Raw genomic sequence first — 19125 nt, 5'->3', positions numbered from 1 at the left:
TTCAGCGCTTGCCTTCTCAGATCCGATGGTTCAGCTATGCGCCAGCCCAGCGGTTTGGTCATTTTTCGGGAATGGCACGAGGCGTTTCCCATCCTCATCCCAAAGCTTGAGGTTCAAAGCCGCTACTGCCTCGGGGAATTTGATCCGACGAGGGGTGAATTCAGGCGGCAGGTTATAGTGGCAGGCCCGCAACCGATACGAGGGGATACGTGCATTGAAGTGGTGGATGTCATGTAGCGTGATGCAGGCTACGGCGGTATCGAACCACCATCCGAAATCCAGCGCGGAAGACCCATGTAGCGCCGCAGTCTGCGGGTTCAGGTCAGGACGGCGATCCCAATAGGTATCTTCAAAATTGTGTTGCAGATACACAAGAAACACACCCAGCATTCCGCCCAGGAAAGAAAACACCAACCAGACCCAAATACCGGTCATGCCCGCGATCAGATATAACAGGCCCAAAAACACAATGATCGAAGCATTGTGCAGCAAAACACCTTTGACACCGAAGCGCACAGTATTCTTGGGCCAGCGGTAGCGAATGAAGTATGTGAACAAGGCACCGACCGGAACCAGAATGAAAGGGTTGCGATACAGCCTGTAAAACAAACGTGTTTTCCAGTCCGCGTTATTCCATTCTCGCAACGTCATGGTGTGAATTTCGCCGGTCTCGCGATGCTCAAGGTTGCCGATGCCCGCATGGTGCAGATTGTGGTTCTGCTTCATCACCTCGAACGGCGCAAAGGTGAAGGGGGACAGACCATGCCCCGCCCATTCGTTTTGCATTCGCGTTTCAAACAGGGAGTGGTGCCCGCAATCATGTTGCAGCACATAAAGGCGTACTGCCGAAAAAGCGAAGACAACCCCGGCCGGGATCATGATGTACCAGCGATCCACGAATACGATCGCCAAAGCCAGCGATGCGAAATACGCCGCAAACGTGCCAAAATAGCTCAGTGCAGCCAATCTGTTGTCCTGAACTGCGTAGTGTCTTGTGTATTCCCTCAGATCCATCCAGTCGGCTCCCCACGATGGCCCTGTTATTGTCTGTTCAAAATCTAGGTGCGGCTTGACCGCGTACAATCCATGCATGTGCAGACAGATGCACACACCTGAATGCTAACGCGCAGAACACGGGCTGTCACGCCCCCAGAGCTAAAATGCTGAAAACTGGCGCAGTTACGCGCTTGCATGAGGATCACCGACACAGAAAATACGCGATCACTCATGAGAAGGACGCGCCTGTGAAACACAGTCTTACCGCGTCTCGAAGTGCTTCAGCATCATTCGCATAACCCACAGAGTTGACGCTAAGGAAACTTCCAATCAGAATATGAACCAGTATTTTACGGTCCATTGATTGACTATTTCGAGAATTATATTGCGATTTGCGCCATTGATTTGCGTCTCGCTTGCGGGGTGCTCGTATAACGCTTTCGGCACCTCATCCTCAGCGGCTATCATGACTGGCAATGCAGTTGTACACGAGTTGCGCGGTCGCGGACTACATGTCGCCACAGTGCAAGGCACCGCAATCTTCAGTTTCGGCATCTATCACGAGATTCTGGTGTTTGCCGGAAACTGCGAAGATGAACCGACAAAGCTGACAGGCCGTCAGGCGCTGATCAACAACCAAACTCTTGCGGCATCGGTGACAGACACGACAGGGCTGGAGATTGCCTTTGGCCGAAGATGGAGCGGTCTGACCCTCGGTCGCCATCAGGCCGCTGTTTTGGCGGATATCCAGAAAGACGCCGAGATCGCACGCAGTCTGTATCTGGATCTCGATGACCTGTCCTCGACCAGAGTTGACCAGCTTGATGAAACCTCATGTGAGAAGGAGACGCGAACGTGAAAGGACTATTACCAATATTAGGAGTATGCGGCCTGTGCGCCTGCGGCGACCAGCTCTATGTCGCACATGATACCGTCGTCGGCGTCAATGCCGCAGTCAGCGCCAATCGGCAGCAAGGCCAGGTTGTAATCGGCTTCGACCGCGATTTCGCCGCGCTTGTTCCGGTGATCGAACCCGCCGGGACCGACTCCGACGGCAACCCGCGAACCAAACGCGAAGCCATGTCGGTCTTCGGCTGCACCAGCATGACAACCAGCAGCATATTTCTGACTAGCTATTCTGACGTCATTTCAACTGGTGAAGCCGCTGAGAAATTGGCGAGAGCGCTAGGCACTCAAGGAAAACAAGAAAGTGCTGCAAAGGTTTTGTCCTGCGGCGAAAAGAAGAAAAACGGCAAACCTCCAAACGGAGACAATGGTAATGAATAAGATATCCAAACTGAAAACTGTCTTCTTCGGCCTTGGCTTCGGCGGTTTAGTCCTTGCGGGTTGCACAGAAGTTCAAGACCGCGCAGTGGTTTATGGCGAGCGTAGTGGCGTGAATATTGCTTTGCGCTCAGATCCTGCCAAAGCACTTCCTGTTGAGGTCAATGCGGGCGTGCAGCGCCGTGTCACGACGCTGGTACCTCCAAAAGCCCGAAACACCAGCGGCCGACCCACAGATGAGGCTGTGAACCTGATTTCAAACTTTGACCTTACCTATAATAATGCTGATGCGAGCAAAGGACTATTTGGTGGAAGCACGCGAATCTCATCGGTATTCACGACCGGGGCGGCGGCAACAGCTTTGGCTTCCACGATTGACCAACCCAGCGGCACACCGGACGGTCTTGCAGAAGCTGTTGAAGCAAGCCGGGCTTTCGTGAACCAAGATGTTTCGAACCAACCATAGAGAGCAAAAGCCAAGTGGCGCAGCTTACCCGCGCCCCTTGAGATGCTTGGCCAGCGCACCCGCGTTTTTCTTGCGCCGCCCTTTATATGGGTTTTTGTCCCCCTGCCCGCGCAGCGTCAGGCGGATCGGAGTGCCCGGCATGTCGAAATCCTGGCGCAGACCATTGACCAGATAGCGGGTATAGCTTTCAGGCATCTTGTCGGGATGCGAACACATCACCACAAACCCTGGCGGTCGGGTCTTGACCTGAGTCATATAGCGCAGTTTGATCCGTCGGCCCTGTGGGGCTGGCGGCGGATGTTGCTCCAGCATGGCCGTCAGCCAGCGGTTCAGTGCAGCGGTCGGCACCCGGCGATTCCAGACGTCATGGGCGCGCAGAATCGCGGCGCGTAAACGCTCCAATCCCCGACCCGTCTTGGCAGATACCGTGATCAGCGGCGCACCGCGCAGCTGTGGCAGCAGACGATCGAACGACTCTTTCAACTCGCGCAGCTTTTCCTGCTTGTTGTCTTCGATATCCCACTTGTTCACGGCGACAACAACAGCCCGGCCTTCGCGTTCGGCCAGATCGGCAATACGCAGGTCTTGTTGTTCAAATGGGATCGCGGCATCCAGCAACACAACGACGACCTCGGCAAATTTTACCGCGCGCAGACCGTCTGACACTGAAAGCTTTTCAAGCTTTTCCTGTACTTTTGCTTTCTTGCGCATCCCTGCGGTGTCAAAGATCCGCATCGGAGTGCTTTCGCCGTCCGGGTCGGCCCAGTCGATCCGCAAACTGATTGCGTCTCGCGTGATCCCAGCCTCTGGTCCCGTCAACAGACGGTCTTCGCCAATGATCTTGTTGATCAAGGTGGATTTGCCCGCGTTCGGACGCCCCACCACCGCAACCTGCAAGGGCTTGGCAGAGGTGATCAGCGGCGTATCGCCCTCACCGTCTTCGTCCAGCTCAATGTCCGTTTGCGGGGCTTCCTCGACCTCTTTTTCTTCTGCTGCATCAGCCAGAGGCATCAGCTGTGCATACAGGTCTGTCATCCCCTCACCGTGTTCGCCTGACAAGCGGACAGGTTCACCCAGACCCAGATTGTAAGCTTCCAGAACACCCGCATCCGCGGCATTGCCTTCGGCCTTGTTGGCCGCAAGGATCACGTGCTTGGACCGTTTGCGCAGGATTTCCGCGAACATCTCATCCGTAGGTGTCACACCCACGCGCGCGTCGATCATGAACAGGCAGACGTCAGCCATGTCCACAGCACGTTCCGTCAAGCGGCGCATCCGACCCTGAAGACTGTCATCAGTCGCATCCTCGAGACCCGCCGTATCAATCACGGTAAAGCGCAGATCACCCAGACGCCCTTCGCCTTCGCGCAGATCACGCGTCACGCCGGGCTGGTCGTCGACCAGGGCCAGACGTTTGCCCACAAGGCGGTTGAACAGGGTGGATTTGCCCACATTCGGGCGCCCCACGATGGCGAGGGTCAGCGACATGATACTCAACTTTCAAGACTCAAGATGCGCCCTTTAGCGCATCTTACCGTCAACGGAAAGCGTGTAGATCACCCTTGGAGGAAACGACATACAGCGTTTGCCCGGCGACAACCGGCGCCGTTGTTGCGCCTCCGGGGACTTCGACCTGGTGAACCAGTGCTCCGTTAACCGGATTGAAGAAGCGCAGATACCCGTCATTGGACGCAATCACAATACGGCCTCCGGCCAGGATCGGACCGTAATGTGCAAAGATCGGTCCGCGTCGGCCTCGCTTGTCCTTGACAAAACTTGGCAGATCCTGCGCCCACACGACCGAGCCATCCGCCGCGTTCAAGCGCACCAGCTGACTGCGATCACTGATCAGGAAAATGCTGTTGCCTGCGGGCCAGACAGTGTCAACCGCGCCCTCATCAGCGGTCCAGCGGCGTTCACCCGTGGCAGCGTCAAAGGCTACGGTCCGGCCAGAATGGTTGCCGATAAAAATTGTGTCTCCGACAACCATCGGACTGCCGGTCACGTCGACGATTTGCGCGGCTGCCCGTCCCCGCCGTCCTCCTGCGACCGAAGCATTCCAGCGACGGATTCCGCCACGGCGGAAGGTGGCCGCAACATCACCGGACCCAAATGCAAACACTGCCAGGTCCGAAGCGATCACCGGTGCCGGTGCGCCCAGAACGTTACCGACGCTGGGCGTGCTTTCGATTTGCCAGGCAATTTTGCCATCCTTGGCATTGATGGTCCAACCGGTTTCGTCACCCGCTACCAGGTACAACAGCCCGTTATTGACCATCGGAGCGCCGCTCCCGGTTGCATCCAGTCGCTTCTGCCAGCGCACTGCCCCCGTTTTTGCGTCCAGTGCGGTCAGTCGCCCAAACCCGGACGATACATAGAGAACACCGTCCGAATAGGCCATGCCCCCCCCTGTGGCGTCTGCATCGCCGTCGCTTGGCGGAATCAGGTCGGTATCCCAGGCCAACTGGCCCTGCGGTGTAACCGCTGACACGGTCGCCCCCGCATCCAGCGTATAGATCAACCCTCCCGCAACCACTGGTTCGGCGGTGATCCGTTGTTTGCGCGAGTCGCCCTGCCCGATGGAAGCGGACCAGATCCGCTGCGGCGTGGTACGCAGGGCCGCATTCGTGGTTCGGTAAGCAGCCGTCCCCGGGCTTTGCGGCCAGCTGGCGTTCGCCTTTTGAGACGGCAGGTTAATGGGCTGAGAGCCGCTCTTTTCCACCGTTTCCAGATCAGATGCCGGACGGATGTCTTCACGTTCTCCGGGCAAAATCGCTTCGGGAGGTTCACAGGCGGTCAATGCGGTCAAAGCCAGTGCCGCAACCGGCAATCCCGCGCGGAAAAAATGTCTTGTTACCATGGTGTTCCGAACTCGCCTGTCATTAAGTCTTTTTTGTCCCGCCTGGTCAGCCCCGTTGCGCCACAAGTGGCTCGGGTTCGCCGCCCAAAGCGACTATCAGCTGGGCCGCACGCTGTTGCAGATCGATACCAACCTCGGCGTCCTGACGCAGCGCTTGCAAGCGGTCCAGTGCTGCATCGACATTGCCCTCGGACACGTCAATCAAGGCCAGTTGCTCTTCGGCCAGCAGACGCAAGGGCGCACCGGGCGCAGCCAGCGCCTCAAACTGTTGCCGACGGTCGGCAGCAGGCAGGGTGTCGCTTTGCAATAACAGCGCCTTGAAGCTTGCGATCGCGCGATAAATCTCGGGCAGGTCCCCCTGCATGGCAACCGCGTTCAGGCTGTTGACCGCCTCGTCGCGCGATCCGGCCTCTACCTGCGACGCAGACAGCAGCATCTTCAATACTGCATCCCCGCCCGGCGACTTTGCCTCGATATCCCGCAACCCGGCCGCCCGAGCATCTGAATCGTTTTCCGACAATGCCGCCAGAATCGAGTCACCCAGATCCTGCGCCTGCGCCATGTCGCGGGACTTTCGGTACTCATTGAACGCCGCTCCGCCAACAATCAGCACGACGGCCGCCACACCAACCCAGCCCCAGCGGCGCAGCAGCAGATACATCCGGTCGCGGCGCACCTCTTCCGTGACCTCATCAATGAAACTGTCGGTGTCGCTCATTCCTGCCCCCTGGGCTGTGTGTCTCGCATAAGTGCGCCATGTCATACCCCGGCACCAACGCCAAGCCAAGGGTCCGATTTTGCACATTTTCACGGCTTGGCTTCACTCTTGCGAAAAAAACTAAACCGAACTATTCAGTTTAGTGTAGAAATTACACGGCCGACGCCCCATTTCATAGCGAGACAGGCCCGCTATTGTTGGCACCGAATTCTAGGAGAAATACTGTATGCGTTTGATTTCTTTCATCAACGCCCTTCTGGTTATTGTTGCGCTTTATTATCTTGTTTTTGAGCGTGACTCTTTGTTCGCCTTCGCCGGACGAGGAGACACAGAAGAAGCGGCGCAGACAGAAGCCGTTGAAACCGACGATACCGATTTTACTGCCGTTGGCGTAGTCGCCCTGCGTTCGCAGGCGCGCGAAATTGACAGCGCGGTCCTGCTGCGTGGACAAACCAAGGCGAACCGGCAGGTAGAAGTTCTGTCTGAAACCACGTCCACGGTCATCTCGGAGCCCAAGCGCAAAGGCACGTTTGTAGAGGCAGGGGATGTCCTATGTGAACTCGACCCCGGCACCCGCCCGGCACAACTGGCCGAAGCCCTGGCTGGCAAACTGGAAGCTGAAAGCCGCATCCCCGAGGCTGAAGCCCGTTTGTTAGAGGCGCACGCCCTTGTGGCCGAGGCCGAAATCAACCTGACTGCTTCGCGCAAGCTGGCGGAAACCGGGTTTGCTTCGGAAACCCGCCGGATTTCCAGCGAGGCTGCGATGAGCACGGCCAAGGCAGGTGTTAAATCGGCAGAAGCCGGACTGGAGGCCACACGGGCCGGAATCGAAGCCGCCGCAGCGGCTGTCGAAGCCGCGCAGCGAGAGGTTGGCCGCCTGACCATCAAAGCCCCATTCAAGGGTCTGCTGGAAAGCGACACCGCCGAATTGGGCAGCCTGATGCAGCCCGGGTCCCTGTGCGCGACTGTTATTCAGCTCGATCCGATCAAACTGGTCGGGTATGTTCCGGAAACCGAGGTCAACCGTGTTCAGGTGGGGTCCGAGGCGTCGGCGACACTGGTCACCGGTCGGCAGCTTGGCGGCCGCGTCACCTTTCTTAGCCGCTCGGCGGATGAGACAACACGCACCTTCGAAGTTGAAATCACGGTTCCGAACCCGGATCTGACCATTCGCGACGGTCAGACCGCGACCATTCGCATCGCGGCAGAGGGCACCAAGGCACACCTGCTGCCTCAATCCGCACTGACCCTGAGCAACGAAGGTCAATTGGGCGTCCGTACGGTCGGTGCCGGCAATGTCGTCGATTTCATGGCCGTGCGCATTCTGCGTGACACGGCAGAGGGCGTGTGGATCGACGGCCTTCCCGAAACGACGGATATTATTGTTGTCGGTCAGGAATTCGTTACACGCGGTGTAACCGTTGCGCCGACCTATCGGGAAGCATCCCAATGACCGGCGTTGTCGCATGGGCTGCTGATCGGGCCCGAATGGTATTGGCATTTATCGCCATCTCGCTCGTTATAGGCGGATTTGCCTATGTCTCGCTTCCAAAAGAAGGCGAGCCGGATATCGAAATCCCCGCTCTGTTTGTATCAGTGCAGTTTCCCGGAATTTCCGCGGAGGATTCTGAAAACCTGCTGATCAAGCCGATGGAGACCGAACTGGCAGATCTCGACGGGCTCAAGGAAATGACCTCGACCGCTGCCGAAAACTATGCAGGGGTCGCGCTGGAATTTGACTTCGGTTGGGATAAAACCGCGATCATGGCGGACGTGCGTGACGCGATGAACACAGCTCAGGCGGACTTCCCCGAAGGCGCAGAGCAATATTCCCTGACCGAGATCAACTTTTCCGAATTCCCGATCGTCATCGTGAACCTGACCGGTTCCGTTCCCGAACGCACGATGGCCCGTGTCGCCAAGGATCTGCAGGACGATCTTGAGGCTCTGGATTCCGTTCTCGAAGCCGGCATCGCAGGCAATCGCGACGAGATGCTCGAGGTTGTGATCGACCCGCTGCGGCTTGAGGCGTACAACGTGACAGCGGACGAACTGATCAACGTGGTGCGGAACAACAACCAGTTGATCGCGGCCGGTGAGGTTGAAACCGCACAGGGCACATTCTCGGTCAAGATTCCGTCGTCTTTCAAAACCGCACAGGATGTTTATGGCCTGCCGATCAAGGTCAATGGTGACCGGGTCGTTACATTGGGTGAGTTGGCGCAGATCAATTACACCTTTGAAGACCGTGAAGGCACGGCCCGTTTCAACGGTGAATCGACCGTTGCGCTGCAGGTGGTCAAACGCAAGGGATATAACCTGATCGACACCGTCGCGCAGGTGAAAGAGACTATAGCTAACGCAAAGACCAAATGGCCGCCCGAGCTTCAGGCGGCGGTTGACCTGGGTACATCGAACGACCAGAGCCGCATCGTCGGCTCGATGGTCAGCCAGCTTGAAGGCTCGGTTCTGACTGCAATCGCGCTGGTGATGATCGTGGTTCTTGCCTCGCTGGGCACGCGGGCCGCCCTGCTGGTCGGATTTGCGATCCCGACCTCGTTCCTGCTGTGTTTTGCGTTTCTCGCCGTCATGGGCGTCAGCATTTCCAACATCGTGATGTTCGGCCTCATCCTCGCTGTGGGGATGCTGGTGGATGGCGCCATCGTGGTTGTGGAATACGCCGACAAACGCATCAAGGAAGGCGTCGGCCCGATGCATGCCTATGTCGAGGCCGCCCAGCGCATGTTCTGGCCCATCGTGTCCTCGACCGCGACGACGCTGTGCGCGTTCCTGCCCATGTTGTTCTGGCCCGGTATTCCTGGCGAGTTCATGGGAATGCTGCCGGTCACGCTGATCTTCGTTCTGTCGGCTTCACTGATTGTGGCGCTGATCTATCTGCCTGTCATGGGCGGTGTTTCCGGTCGGCTAAGCCGCATCTTCGACCGGTCCTCGGTATGGTTGCGGGCCCGCACGCCATGGTGGGTACGGGTGTTGATGGTGCCGCCGTCGCTGTACATGATCTTTCTGGGCGCGATGCAGGTCCTTAACCCAAACTACCTGCTGCCCGGTGGCTCGATCGCCGGCGCACTGTTGTTCCTGTTCGGGGCGTTTGCCGGGTCCGTAACCCTGAGCGCGGCGAAAATTGAACGCGCCGAAGAGGACCATGTTCACACTGCGGACGAACACACTGCGTTTGGCCATGTGATCCGGTTCCTGGTCGGCAACCCGATCATGCCTATCGTCTCTCTGTTGGTTGTTTTCTCTGCGGTGTATTTCGTGACATTCGTCTGGTTCCCCCAGGAATCCCGAGGTGTTGAATTCTTCGTGGAAAGCGAACCTGAACAGGCCACCGCATATGTTCGTGCTCGCGGGAACCTGTCCTTGGCGGAAAAAGACGCGATGGTTCTTCAGGCCGAAGAGATCATCGGATCTCATCCTGCGGTCATAAATGTCTTTGCCTTTGCGGGCGAAGGCGGCCTGAACCAGAATAACGGTGGCGCTCAGGCTCCGGCCGACACAGTGGGCCGGGTTCAGTTCGAAATCATCCCGTGGGAGGATCGACCCAACATCTCGGAATCCGCCCTATGGGGCTTGTTCGAGCGGCACTTCGTTGCCCCCGAATATGATGGCGATTTCGTAATTGATGAGCTGAATGCCCAACTTGCGACGATACCCGGCATCATCGTTGAGATTTTGCCCTTGGAGCAAGGCCCTGCTTCGGCCAAGCCTGTGCATCTGCGCATCAAGGGTGACGGATGGGAAGACCTGACCGCGGCAGCGATCACCGCCCGCGAGGTCTTCGACACCACGCCGGGCCTGATCAAGACCGAAGACACCCTACCCCTGCCCGGTATCGACTGGCAAATCGACGTGGACGTCGCCAAGGCCGGTCGGTTCGGTGCTGATGTGGCTACTGTTGGTGCCATGGTTCAGTTGGTCACGCGCGGCATCCTTCTGGGCGAAATGCGCCCGGACAGCAATGATGAAGAAATCGAAATTCGCGTTCGTTTGCCGGAAGAAGACCGCGTTCTATCGACGCTGGATGCACTCAAGGTCCGCACGCCGGACGGTTTGGTGCCTTTGTCCAACTTCGTGACGCGTAAGCCCGTGGCCAAACTGGCCGAGATCAACCGCGTCGACCAGCAGCGATACTATGACGTCAAAGCGGATGTCGAACCGGGTCTGAGCAAGGTCGTGATCGAAGGCCCCGATGGGCACCCCGTAAGGCTGGCCGTCATGCGTGAAGTGGCGGAAGGCTACACAGCTACTGGCACTGTGTTGAACGCTGCGGGCGGAAAGTCGTACGAATTGGTGCAACTGACCGGCGCAGAAAGCGTCGATCAGCTGCGCAGCGCAATTGAAGACGGTGACGCTCAGTTCTCACTGATAAACCCGAACGAACGTATTGCGGTTCTTACGGAATGGCTGGACACCGGCCCGTTCGCCAGCGCGATCAGCTGGGAATGGACCGGTGATCAGGAAGAGCAGGAAGAATCCGGAGCTTTCCTGGTGAACGCGTTCATGGGTGCCCTGGGGCTGATGTTCGTGATCCTGCTGGCGCAGTTCAACTCGTTCTACAACTCGGTTCTGGTTCTGCTGGCGGTCATTCTGTCGACCACCGGGGTTTTGATCGGCATGATCGTGATGGAACAGCCCTTCTCGATCATCATGACCGGAACCGGCATCGTGGCGTTGGCTGGTATCGTGGTGAACAACAATATCGTTCTGATCGATACTTATCAGGAATACAGCAGCTATATGCCCCGGATCGAGGCGATCATCCGCACCGCGGAATCGCGTATCCGTCCGGTTTTGCTGACCACATTGACAACGATGGCCGGTCTGACGCCGATGATGTTCGGCTTGTCGCTGGACTTCATCAATGGCGGCTATTCGATCGATAGCCCCACCGCCCTATGGTGGAAGCAGCTGGCCACGGCGGTGGTCTTTGGTCTGGGTATTGCGACTGTTCTGACCCTGATTGTGACCCCGTCGCTTCTGGCTTTGCGGGTCTGGGTGACAACCTACGCTATCTGGCTCAGCCGTGTTCTAGCCCGCGTGACTGCAGGTCGATCCAGCCAGATCGCGCAGGACATGGCGATCGGACGCTCTGCCCGTCAGATGCAGGCCACTGAGATTGTCTGGGAGGATGAAACGCATTCAGGAAGGCCTGAGCAGGACAGCCGATCAAAACAATCTGATCATCCTTCTGGGTCGCCACTGAAAGCCGCTGAATAAGACGAGAAGGACCGGTATTACCGGTCCTTTTTCATTGGCCGTCATCACAATCGAGACCATGTCTGATGCGCGCAAATCTCGTGTTCGCATCCTTTGACCGACAACTTGTCCCCCTGCAACGTCATCTGTGGCACGGCATCCACGTCGATCAACGGGACCCAGAACTCGCCCCCACCGTATTTTCCACCGCCTTCACCGGTTACATCCCAGAACAGCTTTTTGCCAATATTCGGCGTCTGGACTTCCTTGCCAGACGCGTCATAGGCCGAAAGAATCTGACCACAGAACTTATCCCCACATGCCGTGATTTTGATGTGCGAGATCAGGTTTTTGCGGTCAGGCTCAGTCTTCCAGACACCTACGATGGGATCGGCGGCCAAAACGACTGGCAGACAGGTCGTAATCACAATAGCCGACAGTCGTGATTTCATTCGGTTCATCATGGCAGGCGCCCTCCTGGTTCGTTGCATCCTACCACGTTCTCACAATTTTTGGGTCCTCAGGCTGCTTCCCCATCTGATTGCTGCCGGTTCCACAGTTGTGCATACCGCCCGGACTGCGCCAGCAACTCGTCATGCGTGCCCTGTTCGATGATCTCGCCGGCTTCCAGAACCACGATCCGATCAGCTTCGGCAATGGTGCTGAGGCGATGGGCGATGGTGATAACCGTACGCCCCTCTCCTGCGCGCGCCAGCGCATCCTTGATGTCCTGCTCGGTATCCGTGTCCAGGGCCGAGGTCGCCTCGTCCAGCAACAGGATCGGCGGGTTCTTGAGCAAGGTCCGCGCGATGCCCACACGTTGTTTCTCACCGCCGGAGAGTTTGAGCCCCCGCTCACCCACCATAGTGTCATAGCCGTCGGGAAGCGAGGTGATGAAGTCGTGGATCTGTGCGGCTCGGGCTGCGTCCTCGACCTCTTCCGGGGTGGCTCCATCGCGGCCATAGGCAATGTTGTACCGGATGCTGTCGTTGAACAATACCGTGTCCTGCGGCACGACTCCGATGGCCGCGTGCAAGCTGGTCTGTGTCACATCCCGCACATCCTGCCCGTCGATCTTCAACGCCCCTTTGGTCACATCGTAGAACCGAAACAACAGCCGCCCGATGGTGGACTTGCCCGACCCCGTTGCCCCCACGATGGCTACGGTCTGACCCGCCGGGACGGTCAATGAAACACCCTTGAGGATCTCCCTCTCCGGATCGTAGCCGAAATGCACGTCGTCCAGCGTGACTTCGCCGCCATTTACCTTCAGATTGGGCGCACAGGGCTTGTCGGTAACTTCGGCAGGCTGTTCGAGCAGATCAAACATCTGCCCCATATCGACCAACGATTGCCGGATTTCCCGATAGACCGTCCCCAGAAAATTCAGGGGTACGGTGATCTGGATCATGTAGGCGTTGACCATGACAAAATCGCCTACGGTCAGGTTTCCGCTCTGAACACCGACGGCAGCCAGAACCATCACTCCGATCAGACCAAAGGTGATCAGGAAAGACTGGCCAAAGTTCAGAAACGCCAGTGAGTAAGCCGTTTTCAGTGCCGCCTCGGCATAGGCTTTCATTGACACATCATACCGTTTAGCTTCGCGGGCTTCGGCGTTGAAATACTTGACGGTTTCGAAATTCAGCAAGCTGTCGATAGCACGCTGATTGGCTTCGGTATCCTGATCGTTCATCTCGCGCCGAAGCTTCACCCGCCATTCTGTCACGGCAAAGGTGAACCAGATATACAGACCAATGGTGACGGCGACGACCACCAGATACCAGACATCGAACAGCCACATCAGGATGATCGCAACCAGCAGCAGCTCCAGGATCAGTGGCCCGATCGAGAACAGCAGAAAGCGCAACAGAAACTCGACCCCCTTGACGCCCCGTTCGATGATGCGGCTCAGACCTCCGGTACGGCGGGACACGTGGTAACGCATCGAGAGGTTGTGAATATGCTGAAAGGTCTCGAGCGCCAGCGCCCGCAAGGCCCTTTGCCCCACAGGGGCAAAGGCTGCGTCTCGCAGCTGTTGGAATCCCACAGTCAACATCCGGGCCACGCCGTAGGCGACCGTCAGTCCGACTGCGCCCAGCGCCACCGGTGGCACACCCTCACCTGCCAGCGCATCAACCGCACCCTTGTAGAGGATCGGCGTGTAGACCGCGATCAGCTTGGCCAGCACCAGCATGACCATGGCAATCACCACGCGGCGCTTTACCCATGGCTCATCCTGCGGCCAAAGATAGGGGGTCACTTTGCGGATCGTGCGCCAGCCCGAGCTTCGCTCGTCACTCCGCACCAAATCGTCAGAGGTCATAGCAGGTGTTCGTCTCATCACGTACCTTATCTGCGGTCAGAGATTTGCCCCCGGCCCTTTTGGGCCAGAGGCGATTATTGTTCAGGTATAGTGAAGATCTGCCCCGGATAAATCAGATCCGGATCACGGATCAGATCGCGATTGGCCTCGAACAGCCGCACATACAGGACGCCGTCGCCAAACCGGTCGCGCGAGATGGCCCACAGCGTGTCACCCTGTTGAACCGTGACGGAACGGATTACCGGTGCCCCCCCCTGCGCATTGGTCTGGTTGGCTGCTATTGCGGCATCCAGCACCTCGGCCGGTTCCCGTTTGAACGGAGTTTCAACCCGGCTGAGCACCGTCCCTTCCGTATTCACCGCATCCACGCGCAGGGTGTAGACACCCGGATCAATTCCCTCCAGATCGCTGCGCCAGGATCCATCCTCTTGCGGGTCGAGATCGGCGATCAGACGATTGTTCAGATAAAGTCGAACGGCTGCGCCGTCCTGCACACGTCCAGTCAACTGGACATTTCCGGTATCAGAATACCCGATTGTATCCAGTGCGATCTGATCGGGGGGCGTATCCCGCACCACAGGAGGCTGTACCAGTTCAACACCTTCTTCGCCCGACCGCAGCACCGCAATCTGCTGATCCGGTTCGGGTGCCTCTGCCGGCAAGTCGGCGGTTTGCGTTTCTTCGACTTCAGGCACCGTGGTTTCGGGATCAGCCGGTTCAGGTTCTGCCGTTTGAACCTTGCCGTCAGACTCAGTCTCAGCTTCAACATCGACAACCGCGGTACTGGTTTCCGCGGCATCTGCGGGCGCGCCCTGATCCGATGCCGAAGCTTCTTCAGTAACGGGTGCCTCTTCGACCGGTTGCGGCAAGGCCGCAATCAGGTAGTCGTCGGATCGCGTCGTCCGCGACCCATCCGAGCTTTGCAGGACCAGCCCCTGAGCCGCGTCGCTGAAAGGGATCGAAACGAATTCGGCAAACTGACCGCTGCTGTCTACGGTAAATGTGTGCAGGGGTTCTCCGTTCAGCAGCACCTCGATCCGGCTTCCGGGCTCTGCATCGCCGGACAACAGCGCCGTGCCATCCGCTTCAACAAATATCTGATCCAGCACCGGAGGGGCCGCTGGCTCGGGCGCGGTATCTTCCGACGTTGCAGCGGCAGTATCCGCGTCAGAGACGGCTTCGGCAGCTTCACTTGTGTCCTCGGCAGGCTCGGTCGTGGGCTCTTTGTCAGCGGGAGCCGCCTGTTCAGCCGCTTCCGGTTCCGAAACCTGCGCCTCCTGCTCTTCAGGTTCCGGGGCTACGGCGGATGCGGTTTCCTGCGGGGCGCTCGGCTCGGGCGCTTTGGTGAAGACGCCGGACAGATACAATCCACCCGCGCCCAATATCGCAACAAGACCCGCAATCACCCCCCAGATGAAATTGCCCGAGCTTCCGTTTCCCGATTTGGCGTCCATTATTTTCCTTTCACTCCGCCTGGCAAAAGCTTTGCGTTGAAAAGCTTTCCGGCGGACAGTTGAGCCAACCTATCAATCCCGCTATCACGGGTCAAAACCCCTGACACAACCCCGGAGCCCCCCTTTAATGTCTCAGAAATCAATCTGTGTGTATTGCGGGTCACGCAATGGAGCCAAGAAGGCTTATTCTGAAACTGCCCGACAGTTTGGCAGCCTACTGGCGCAGGAAGGCTGGCGACTGGTCTACGGAGCCGGAGATGTCGGTTTGATGGGTGAAGTGGCCCGTGCCGCACAGAATGCCGGAGGTGAAACCTTCGGCGTCATTCCGGTGCACCTGGCCAAACGTGAGGTCGGAAAAACGGATCTGACCCATTTCGTGATCACCGAGACAATGCACGAGCGCAAGAAGGTCATGATCATGAACGCTGATGCCGTCGTTGTTCTGCCCGGCGGTCCGGGGTCGCTGGACGAGCTGTTCGAGGCGCTGACCTGGCGCCAGCTTGGACTGCATGACAAACCCATCGTCGTGGTCAATGTGAATGGGTATTGGGACGCGTTGCACACATTGTTGGACCAGGTGATCGGGCAAGGCTTTGCCGACGCGTCTCTGGCGAATTTCATCACCTGGGTTGAAGACGCCGATACAGCCATGGTAGCCTTGCGGGACAAACTGACCTGACGATGGAAAACCGTGCGGGCGGTTGAACCGCCCGCCGTATTGATCAGGCCAGTCTGGCCTTGGGTTGCAGACTGTGGCGCACCACTTGCTCGACTTTGTGCAAAGGATGATTGGTCAGGGTCTTGTTGACCTCTGCCACGACCTTTCCAAGCACTTCGCTGTGCAACCGACGCCGCAACAGACCCAGAACCTGAGGGCTGGCCACCAGAACCAGCCGGTCATAGGCCCCTTTCAGCCCCTTGCGATTCAACAGATTCGCCAGATCCTGCACAAACAGAGATTTTGCGTGTGCCTTCCACGTGGGTTCTTCAACTGCCGATTTCTGATTTGGTCCGCCGTCGTTGCGACGACCTGCGCGGTCGGCCGGTTTCCCGGTCGGACCGTCTTGTTCTTCGACAGCAACGACGACAAGGTTGGGATCGTCGGCATCGGTGATATTCTCCATCACCAGCGCTTTCTCTCCATCTGCAACAATAACCCAAGTTCCCTGTGTAAGTGCGACCATTGCGATCTCCTGATTAGGTTGTGTTCTGGGTATCCCTCGACCTGCCGGACATGCGGGTTCGCTGGCGCACGCACAGTGCGCAGCCCGATCAATGATTGAAGTGATATGCGGTTCTCTCCCTCCGCCTTACAAAGATGTGCTTTGGAGAGCAGCAAACAAGATACCGTCATGCAAAAAGGGCGCGTATCGGCGGGTTTTCACCGTCCGGTCATCAACCCTTTAGGCGGACATCTCGACAACGGTGATTTCGGGCGTCACGCCCAGACGAACCGGCAGGATTGAACATCCGATACCGCCTGACACGACCAGATCACGCCCATCTTCGCGTACATGGCCATAGGCATACCGGTTGCCGAATTTCGACGGCACAACGGGCGACCAGCCGAACAGGCGCACCTGGCCACCATGTGTGTGCCCCGAAAGGGTCAAGGCCACCCGCTCGGGCACAGTGGGGAAAACATCGGGCTCATGCGCCATCATCACAACCGGAGCGTCATCGGTGATCTGCTCCAAAGTACCTGGCAGATCGTCCAATCCCTGTGGTTTGCCTTTGCGCCAGATCGCAAGCTGATCCTCAAGCCCGGCCAGCCAGATGCCCGGAGTTTCGAGCTTGATGGCAGTATTGGACAACACCGAAATGCCATTCTGTTCCAGGATTTCGGCGTAGTGATTGGGCCCGGATCCGCGCCGCTGTGCCGTCCTGTCATCCCACCAGTCGTGATTGCCCAGCACGGCAAAGACACCATTCTTCGCCTCAAGCCCGGCAAGCACGGGTGCCAGGTCCTGCATCTTCACCGCGTCCGAGACAGCTTTGTGGCTTGCAAAGAAATCACCCAGCAGAAGGATCACGTCCGGAGCCAGCGCATTGGTTCGGCGGACCACCTGCTTTACGCGGTTCAGGCCGACATAGGGTTCGCCGACATGCAAATCGGACAGTACGGCGATTCTGAGCGGCGGCGCCGTCCAGTCGTCCCGCTGAATGCGCCATTTGCGCACGCGCAACCGCACTGCGGGTTCAATGACGAACCCGTAGGCGGCCGTAACAAGGCCTGCCAGCGTCACCGCCAGCAGGCCCTTTATGAACCGGCGTCGGTTCAATTCATTACATCCGTGATGCGACGTTTTCCCAGTTCACCAGATTGTCGAGGAAGTTCGACAGGTAAGCCGGGCGCTTGTTGCGGAAATCGATGTAATAGCTGTGCTCCCAAACATCGCAACCCAGCAGCGCGGTCTGACCAAAACAAAGCGGGTTAACACCGTTCTCAGTTTTGGTTACGGCCAGCGAGCCATCTGCATTCTTGACCAGCCACGCCCATCCCGAACCGAACTGACCAGCACCAGCGGCGCTGAACTGCGATTTGAATTCGTCAACCGAACCAAAGCTTTCTGTCAGAGCTTTTTCCAGCTCACCGGGCATTGCGTTGCCGCCGGGCCCCATCATTTCCCAAAACTGGTTGTGGTTCCACAACTGGCCGATGTTGTTGAAGATGCCGTTCTGTGCGACAGCGTTCGCGTCGTAGGTGCCAACGATGATCTCTTCCAGCGACTTGCCGTCCCATTCGGTGCCGGCGATCAGCTTGTTGCCGTTGTCGACATAGGCCTTGTGGTGCAGGTCGTGGTGATATTCCAACGTTTCCGCGGACATACCCTTGGCTGCCAGCGCGTCATGTGCATAAGGAAGATCAGGAAGTTCAAAAGCCATGTCGGCCCCCTGTTTAAATGTAAGTTGCGGTTCCCAAGGTTAAATGCTTTGGCTGCCGCCGCAGGTCAAGGGGCGAGACAAGAAAACCCGGAGGCAGGCGATGCTGACACAGGTGCGCAAGATGTTCTATCGCGCCCGCGGATATTATGCGGGCAATCTGAACGGCGAGCCCTTTCGTCTGGACCCGTATCATTCGAAATTCTGGCGCAAAGCCACTGCGGGCGCTTGGGAACCTGAAACATTTGCAGTGCTTGACCGGTTCCTGTCCCCGCAAAGCGACTATCTGGATATCGGAGCGTGGATTGGCCCGACGGTGTTGTACGGTGCTCGCAGGGCACGGCATGTCTGGTGTTTTGAGCCTGACCCGACCGCGTTCCGGCACCTGGCATGGAACCTTGATATGAATGACGTTCAGAACGTCTCGGCATTCGGAGTCGCCCTGTCAGATCGGTTTGGTGTGGCACGCATGGCCTCTGTGCGCGGTGAGCCCGGAGATTCCACCAGCTCACTTCTGCACGACGGCGCACATGGATCGGATGCGCTGACGATCGCCTGGGATCAATTCGAAAAGACAAACGACCTGTCACGGGTTTCGCTGGTCAAAATGGACATCGAAGGGGCGGAATTTATTGTTGCACCCACTCTGTCCGCGTGGCTGAGGGAACGGCGGCCTGCCCTGCTTCTATCGCTTCACGCACCATTGCTGCCGGAAAACGAGAGGCACGAACGTGTCAGCGCTTTGATGGATGAACTGGGGTTTTACTCGGGGCTGTCGGACGACAAAGCGCACCCTCTCAAGGTTTCGGACTTGCTGACCAAAGACGGCCTGAACCGTTTTCACACCATTCTCATGCATGGGTAGAACGTCAGGCGACTTTTTCTTTGTTTACGCGAAGCCCTGCTTGCATTTCTGAGATG

17 protein-coding genes are annotated in these 19125 nt (G+C 57.8%); 7 read left to right on the top strand and 10 right to left on the bottom strand.

The features are described from left to right. Window positions 1-30 precede the first annotated feature (30 nt). Entirely contained in the window at window positions 31-1014 is a 984-nt protein-coding gene (locus AC2FFA_RS03945; RefSeq protein ID WP_117872665.1) for a fatty acid desaturase, read from the bottom strand. Between the two features lie 448 nt (window positions 1015-1462). On the opposite strand from AC2FFA_RS03945, the gene AC2FFA_RS03940 reads away from it, so the two are divergent. Genes AC2FFA_RS03940 through AC2FFA_RS03930 form a run of 3 tightly spaced genes read left to right on the top strand, consistent with a single transcriptional unit; the run spans window position 1463 to window position 2746 of the window. Next, window positions 1463-1855, top strand: a complete 393-nt coding sequence (locus AC2FFA_RS03940) for a hypothetical protein (RefSeq protein ID WP_496850079.1) — start codon at window positions 1463-1465, stop codon at window positions 1853-1855. Further along, on the top strand, window positions 1852-2283 hold the full coding sequence (locus AC2FFA_RS03935; RefSeq protein ID WP_496850077.1) for a hypothetical protein: 432 nt from the start codon (window positions 1852-1854) through the stop codon (window positions 2281-2283). The genes AC2FFA_RS03940 and AC2FFA_RS03935 overlap by 4 nt, the downstream gene beginning before the upstream one ends. Continuing rightward, window positions 2276-2746, top strand: coding sequence for a hypothetical protein (locus tag AC2FFA_RS03930; RefSeq protein WP_496671465.1), 471 nt, complete (start codon window positions 2276-2278; stop codon window positions 2744-2746). The genes AC2FFA_RS03935 and AC2FFA_RS03930 overlap by 8 nt, the downstream gene beginning before the upstream one ends. 24 nt (window positions 2747-2770) lie before the next feature. Here the strand turns inward: AC2FFA_RS03930 and der are convergent, their stop codons facing one another. From der to AC2FFA_RS03915, 3 genes are read right to left on the bottom strand one after another with little or no spacing between them, the layout of a single operon-like run. Then, the gene (gene der / locus AC2FFA_RS03925) at window positions 2771-4234 is read right to left on the bottom strand and encodes a ribosome biogenesis GTPase Der (protein ID WP_496850075.1); all 1464 of its coding nucleotides are present in this window, start codon (window positions 4232-4234) and stop codon (window positions 2771-2773) included. 49 nt (window positions 4235-4283) lie between these two features. Then, window positions 4284-5606 (bottom strand): PQQ-like beta-propeller repeat protein, encoded by a 1323-nt coding sequence (locus AC2FFA_RS03920; protein WP_496850073.1) that lies wholly within the window; start codon window positions 5604-5606, stop codon window positions 4284-4286. 46 nt (window positions 5607-5652) lie between these two features. Further along, window positions 5653-6324 carry a hypothetical protein gene (locus tag AC2FFA_RS03915; RefSeq protein WP_299894231.1) on the bottom strand — a complete coding sequence of 224 codons (672 nt, stop codon included), beginning with the start codon at window positions 6322-6324 and terminating at the stop codon, window positions 5653-5655. A gap of 226 nt (window positions 6325-6550) precedes the next feature. Between AC2FFA_RS03915 and AC2FFA_RS03910 the strand changes: the two genes are divergently transcribed. Together AC2FFA_RS03910 and AC2FFA_RS03905 are read left to right on the top strand one after the other, a co-directional pair. After that, a complete protein-coding gene (locus tag AC2FFA_RS03910; protein WP_496850071.1) occupies window positions 6551-7777 on the top strand; it encodes an efflux RND transporter periplasmic adaptor subunit in 1227 nt (408 codons plus the stop codon). Beyond that, a complete protein-coding gene (locus tag AC2FFA_RS03905) occupies window positions 7774-11562 on the top strand; it encodes an efflux RND transporter permease subunit (protein WP_496850069.1) in 3789 nt (1262 codons plus the stop codon). The genes AC2FFA_RS03910 and AC2FFA_RS03905 overlap by 4 nt, the downstream gene beginning before the upstream one ends. A gap of 44 nt (window positions 11563-11606) precedes the next feature. Here the strand turns inward: AC2FFA_RS03905 and AC2FFA_RS03900 are convergent, their stop codons facing one another. From AC2FFA_RS03900 to AC2FFA_RS03890, 3 genes are all read right to left on the bottom strand, one after another. Next, window positions 11607-11993 carry a DUF2147 domain-containing protein gene (locus AC2FFA_RS03900; protein ID WP_496681116.1) on the bottom strand — a complete coding sequence of 129 codons (387 nt, stop codon included), beginning with the start codon at window positions 11991-11993 and terminating at the stop codon, window positions 11607-11609. 68 nt (window positions 11994-12061) lie between these two features. Further along, entirely contained in the window at window positions 12062-13867 is a 1806-nt protein-coding gene (locus AC2FFA_RS03895) for an ABCB family ABC transporter ATP-binding protein/permease (protein WP_496850374.1), read from the bottom strand. A gap of 74 nt (window positions 13868-13941) precedes the next feature. Continuing rightward, window positions 13942-15321, bottom strand: a complete 1380-nt coding sequence (locus AC2FFA_RS03890; protein WP_496850067.1) for a LysM peptidoglycan-binding domain-containing protein — start codon at window positions 15319-15321, stop codon at window positions 13942-13944. Between the two features lie 127 nt (window positions 15322-15448). On the opposite strand from AC2FFA_RS03890, the gene AC2FFA_RS03885 reads away from it, so the two are divergent. Beyond that, entirely contained in the window at window positions 15449-16000 is a 552-nt protein-coding gene (locus AC2FFA_RS03885) for an LOG family protein (protein WP_117868559.1), read from the top strand. Window positions 16001-16043: 43 nt separating this feature from the next. Here AC2FFA_RS03885 and AC2FFA_RS03880 read toward each other — a convergent pair whose 3' ends face one another. The 3 genes from AC2FFA_RS03880 to AC2FFA_RS03870 form a co-directional block, all read right to left on the bottom strand. Beyond that, complete coding sequence (locus tag AC2FFA_RS03880; RefSeq protein ID WP_299894264.1) at window positions 16044-16505, bottom strand: baeRF12 domain-containing protein; 462 nt, start codon at window positions 16503-16505, stop codon at window positions 16044-16046. 219 nt (window positions 16506-16724) lie between these two features. After that, entirely contained in the window at window positions 16725-17603 is an 879-nt protein-coding gene (locus AC2FFA_RS03875; RefSeq protein ID WP_496850065.1) for a metallophosphoesterase, read from the bottom strand. 4 nt (window positions 17604-17607) lie between these two features. Further along, a complete protein-coding gene (locus AC2FFA_RS03870; protein WP_496850063.1) occupies window positions 17608-18207 on the bottom strand; it encodes a superoxide dismutase in 600 nt (199 codons plus the stop codon). A 100-nt stretch (window positions 18208-18307) separates the two neighbouring features. Between AC2FFA_RS03870 and AC2FFA_RS03865 the strand changes: the two genes are divergently transcribed. Further along, window positions 18308-19069 (top strand): FkbM family methyltransferase, encoded by a 762-nt coding sequence (locus AC2FFA_RS03865; protein WP_496850062.1) that lies wholly within the window; start codon window positions 18308-18310, stop codon window positions 19067-19069. Window positions 19070-19125 lie beyond the last annotated feature (56 nt).

The organism is Ruegeria sp. YTSB088 (assembly GCF_059609825.1).
The sequence above is the reverse complement of the archived record's forward strand: the minus strand, read 5'-3'. Positions and strand labels throughout refer to the sequence as shown.

Excerpts from the sequence above, each read along its gene's own strand:
- AC2FFA_RS03905 (WP_496850069.1), top strand. The coding sequence starts at position 7,774 with ATGACCGGCGTTGTCGCATGGGCTGCTGATCGGGCCCGAATGGTATTG.
- AC2FFA_RS03945 (WP_117872665.1), bottom strand. The coding sequence starts at position 1,014 with ATGGATCTGAGGGAATACACAAGACACTACGCAGTTCAGGACAACAGA.
- AC2FFA_RS03920 (WP_496850073.1), bottom strand. The coding sequence starts at position 5,606 with ATGGTAACAAGACATTTTTTCCGCGCGGGATTGCCGGTTGCGGCACTG.
- AC2FFA_RS03910 (WP_496850071.1), top strand. The coding sequence starts at position 6,551 with ATGCGTTTGATTTCTTTCATCAACGCCCTTCTGGTTATTGTTGCGCTT.
- AC2FFA_RS03895 (WP_496850374.1), bottom strand. The coding sequence starts at position 13,867 with ATGACCTCTGACGATTTGGTGCGGAGTGACGAGCGAAGCTCGGGCTGG.
- AC2FFA_RS03885 (WP_117868559.1), top strand. The coding sequence starts at position 15,449 with ATGTCTCAGAAATCAATCTGTGTGTATTGCGGGTCACGCAATGGAGCC.
- AC2FFA_RS03940 (WP_496850079.1), top strand. The coding sequence starts at position 1,463 with ATGACTGGCAATGCAGTTGTACACGAGTTGCGCGGTCGCGGACTACAT.
- AC2FFA_RS03880 (WP_299894264.1), bottom strand. The coding sequence starts at position 16,505 with ATGGTCGCACTTACACAGGGAACTTGGGTTATTGTTGCAGATGGAGAG.
- AC2FFA_RS03915 (WP_299894231.1), bottom strand. The coding sequence starts at position 6,324 with ATGAGCGACACCGACAGTTTCATTGATGAGGTCACGGAAGAGGTGCGC.
- AC2FFA_RS03900 (WP_496681116.1), bottom strand. The coding sequence starts at position 11,993 with ATGAAATCACGACTGTCGGCTATTGTGATTACGACCTGTCTGCCAGTC.
- AC2FFA_RS03930 (WP_496671465.1), top strand. The coding sequence starts at position 2,276 with ATGAATAAGATATCCAAACTGAAAACTGTCTTCTTCGGCCTTGGCTTC.
- der (WP_496850075.1), bottom strand. The coding sequence starts at position 4,234 with ATGTCGCTGACCCTCGCCATCGTGGGGCGCCCGAATGTGGGCAAATCC.
- AC2FFA_RS03890 (WP_496850067.1), bottom strand. The coding sequence starts at position 15,321 with ATGGACGCCAAATCGGGAAACGGAAGCTCGGGCAATTTCATCTGGGGG.
- AC2FFA_RS03870 (WP_496850063.1), bottom strand. The coding sequence starts at position 18,207 with ATGGCTTTTGAACTTCCTGATCTTCCTTATGCACATGACGCGCTGGCA.
- AC2FFA_RS03865 (WP_496850062.1), top strand. The coding sequence starts at position 18,308 with ATGCTGACACAGGTGCGCAAGATGTTCTATCGCGCCCGCGGATATTAT.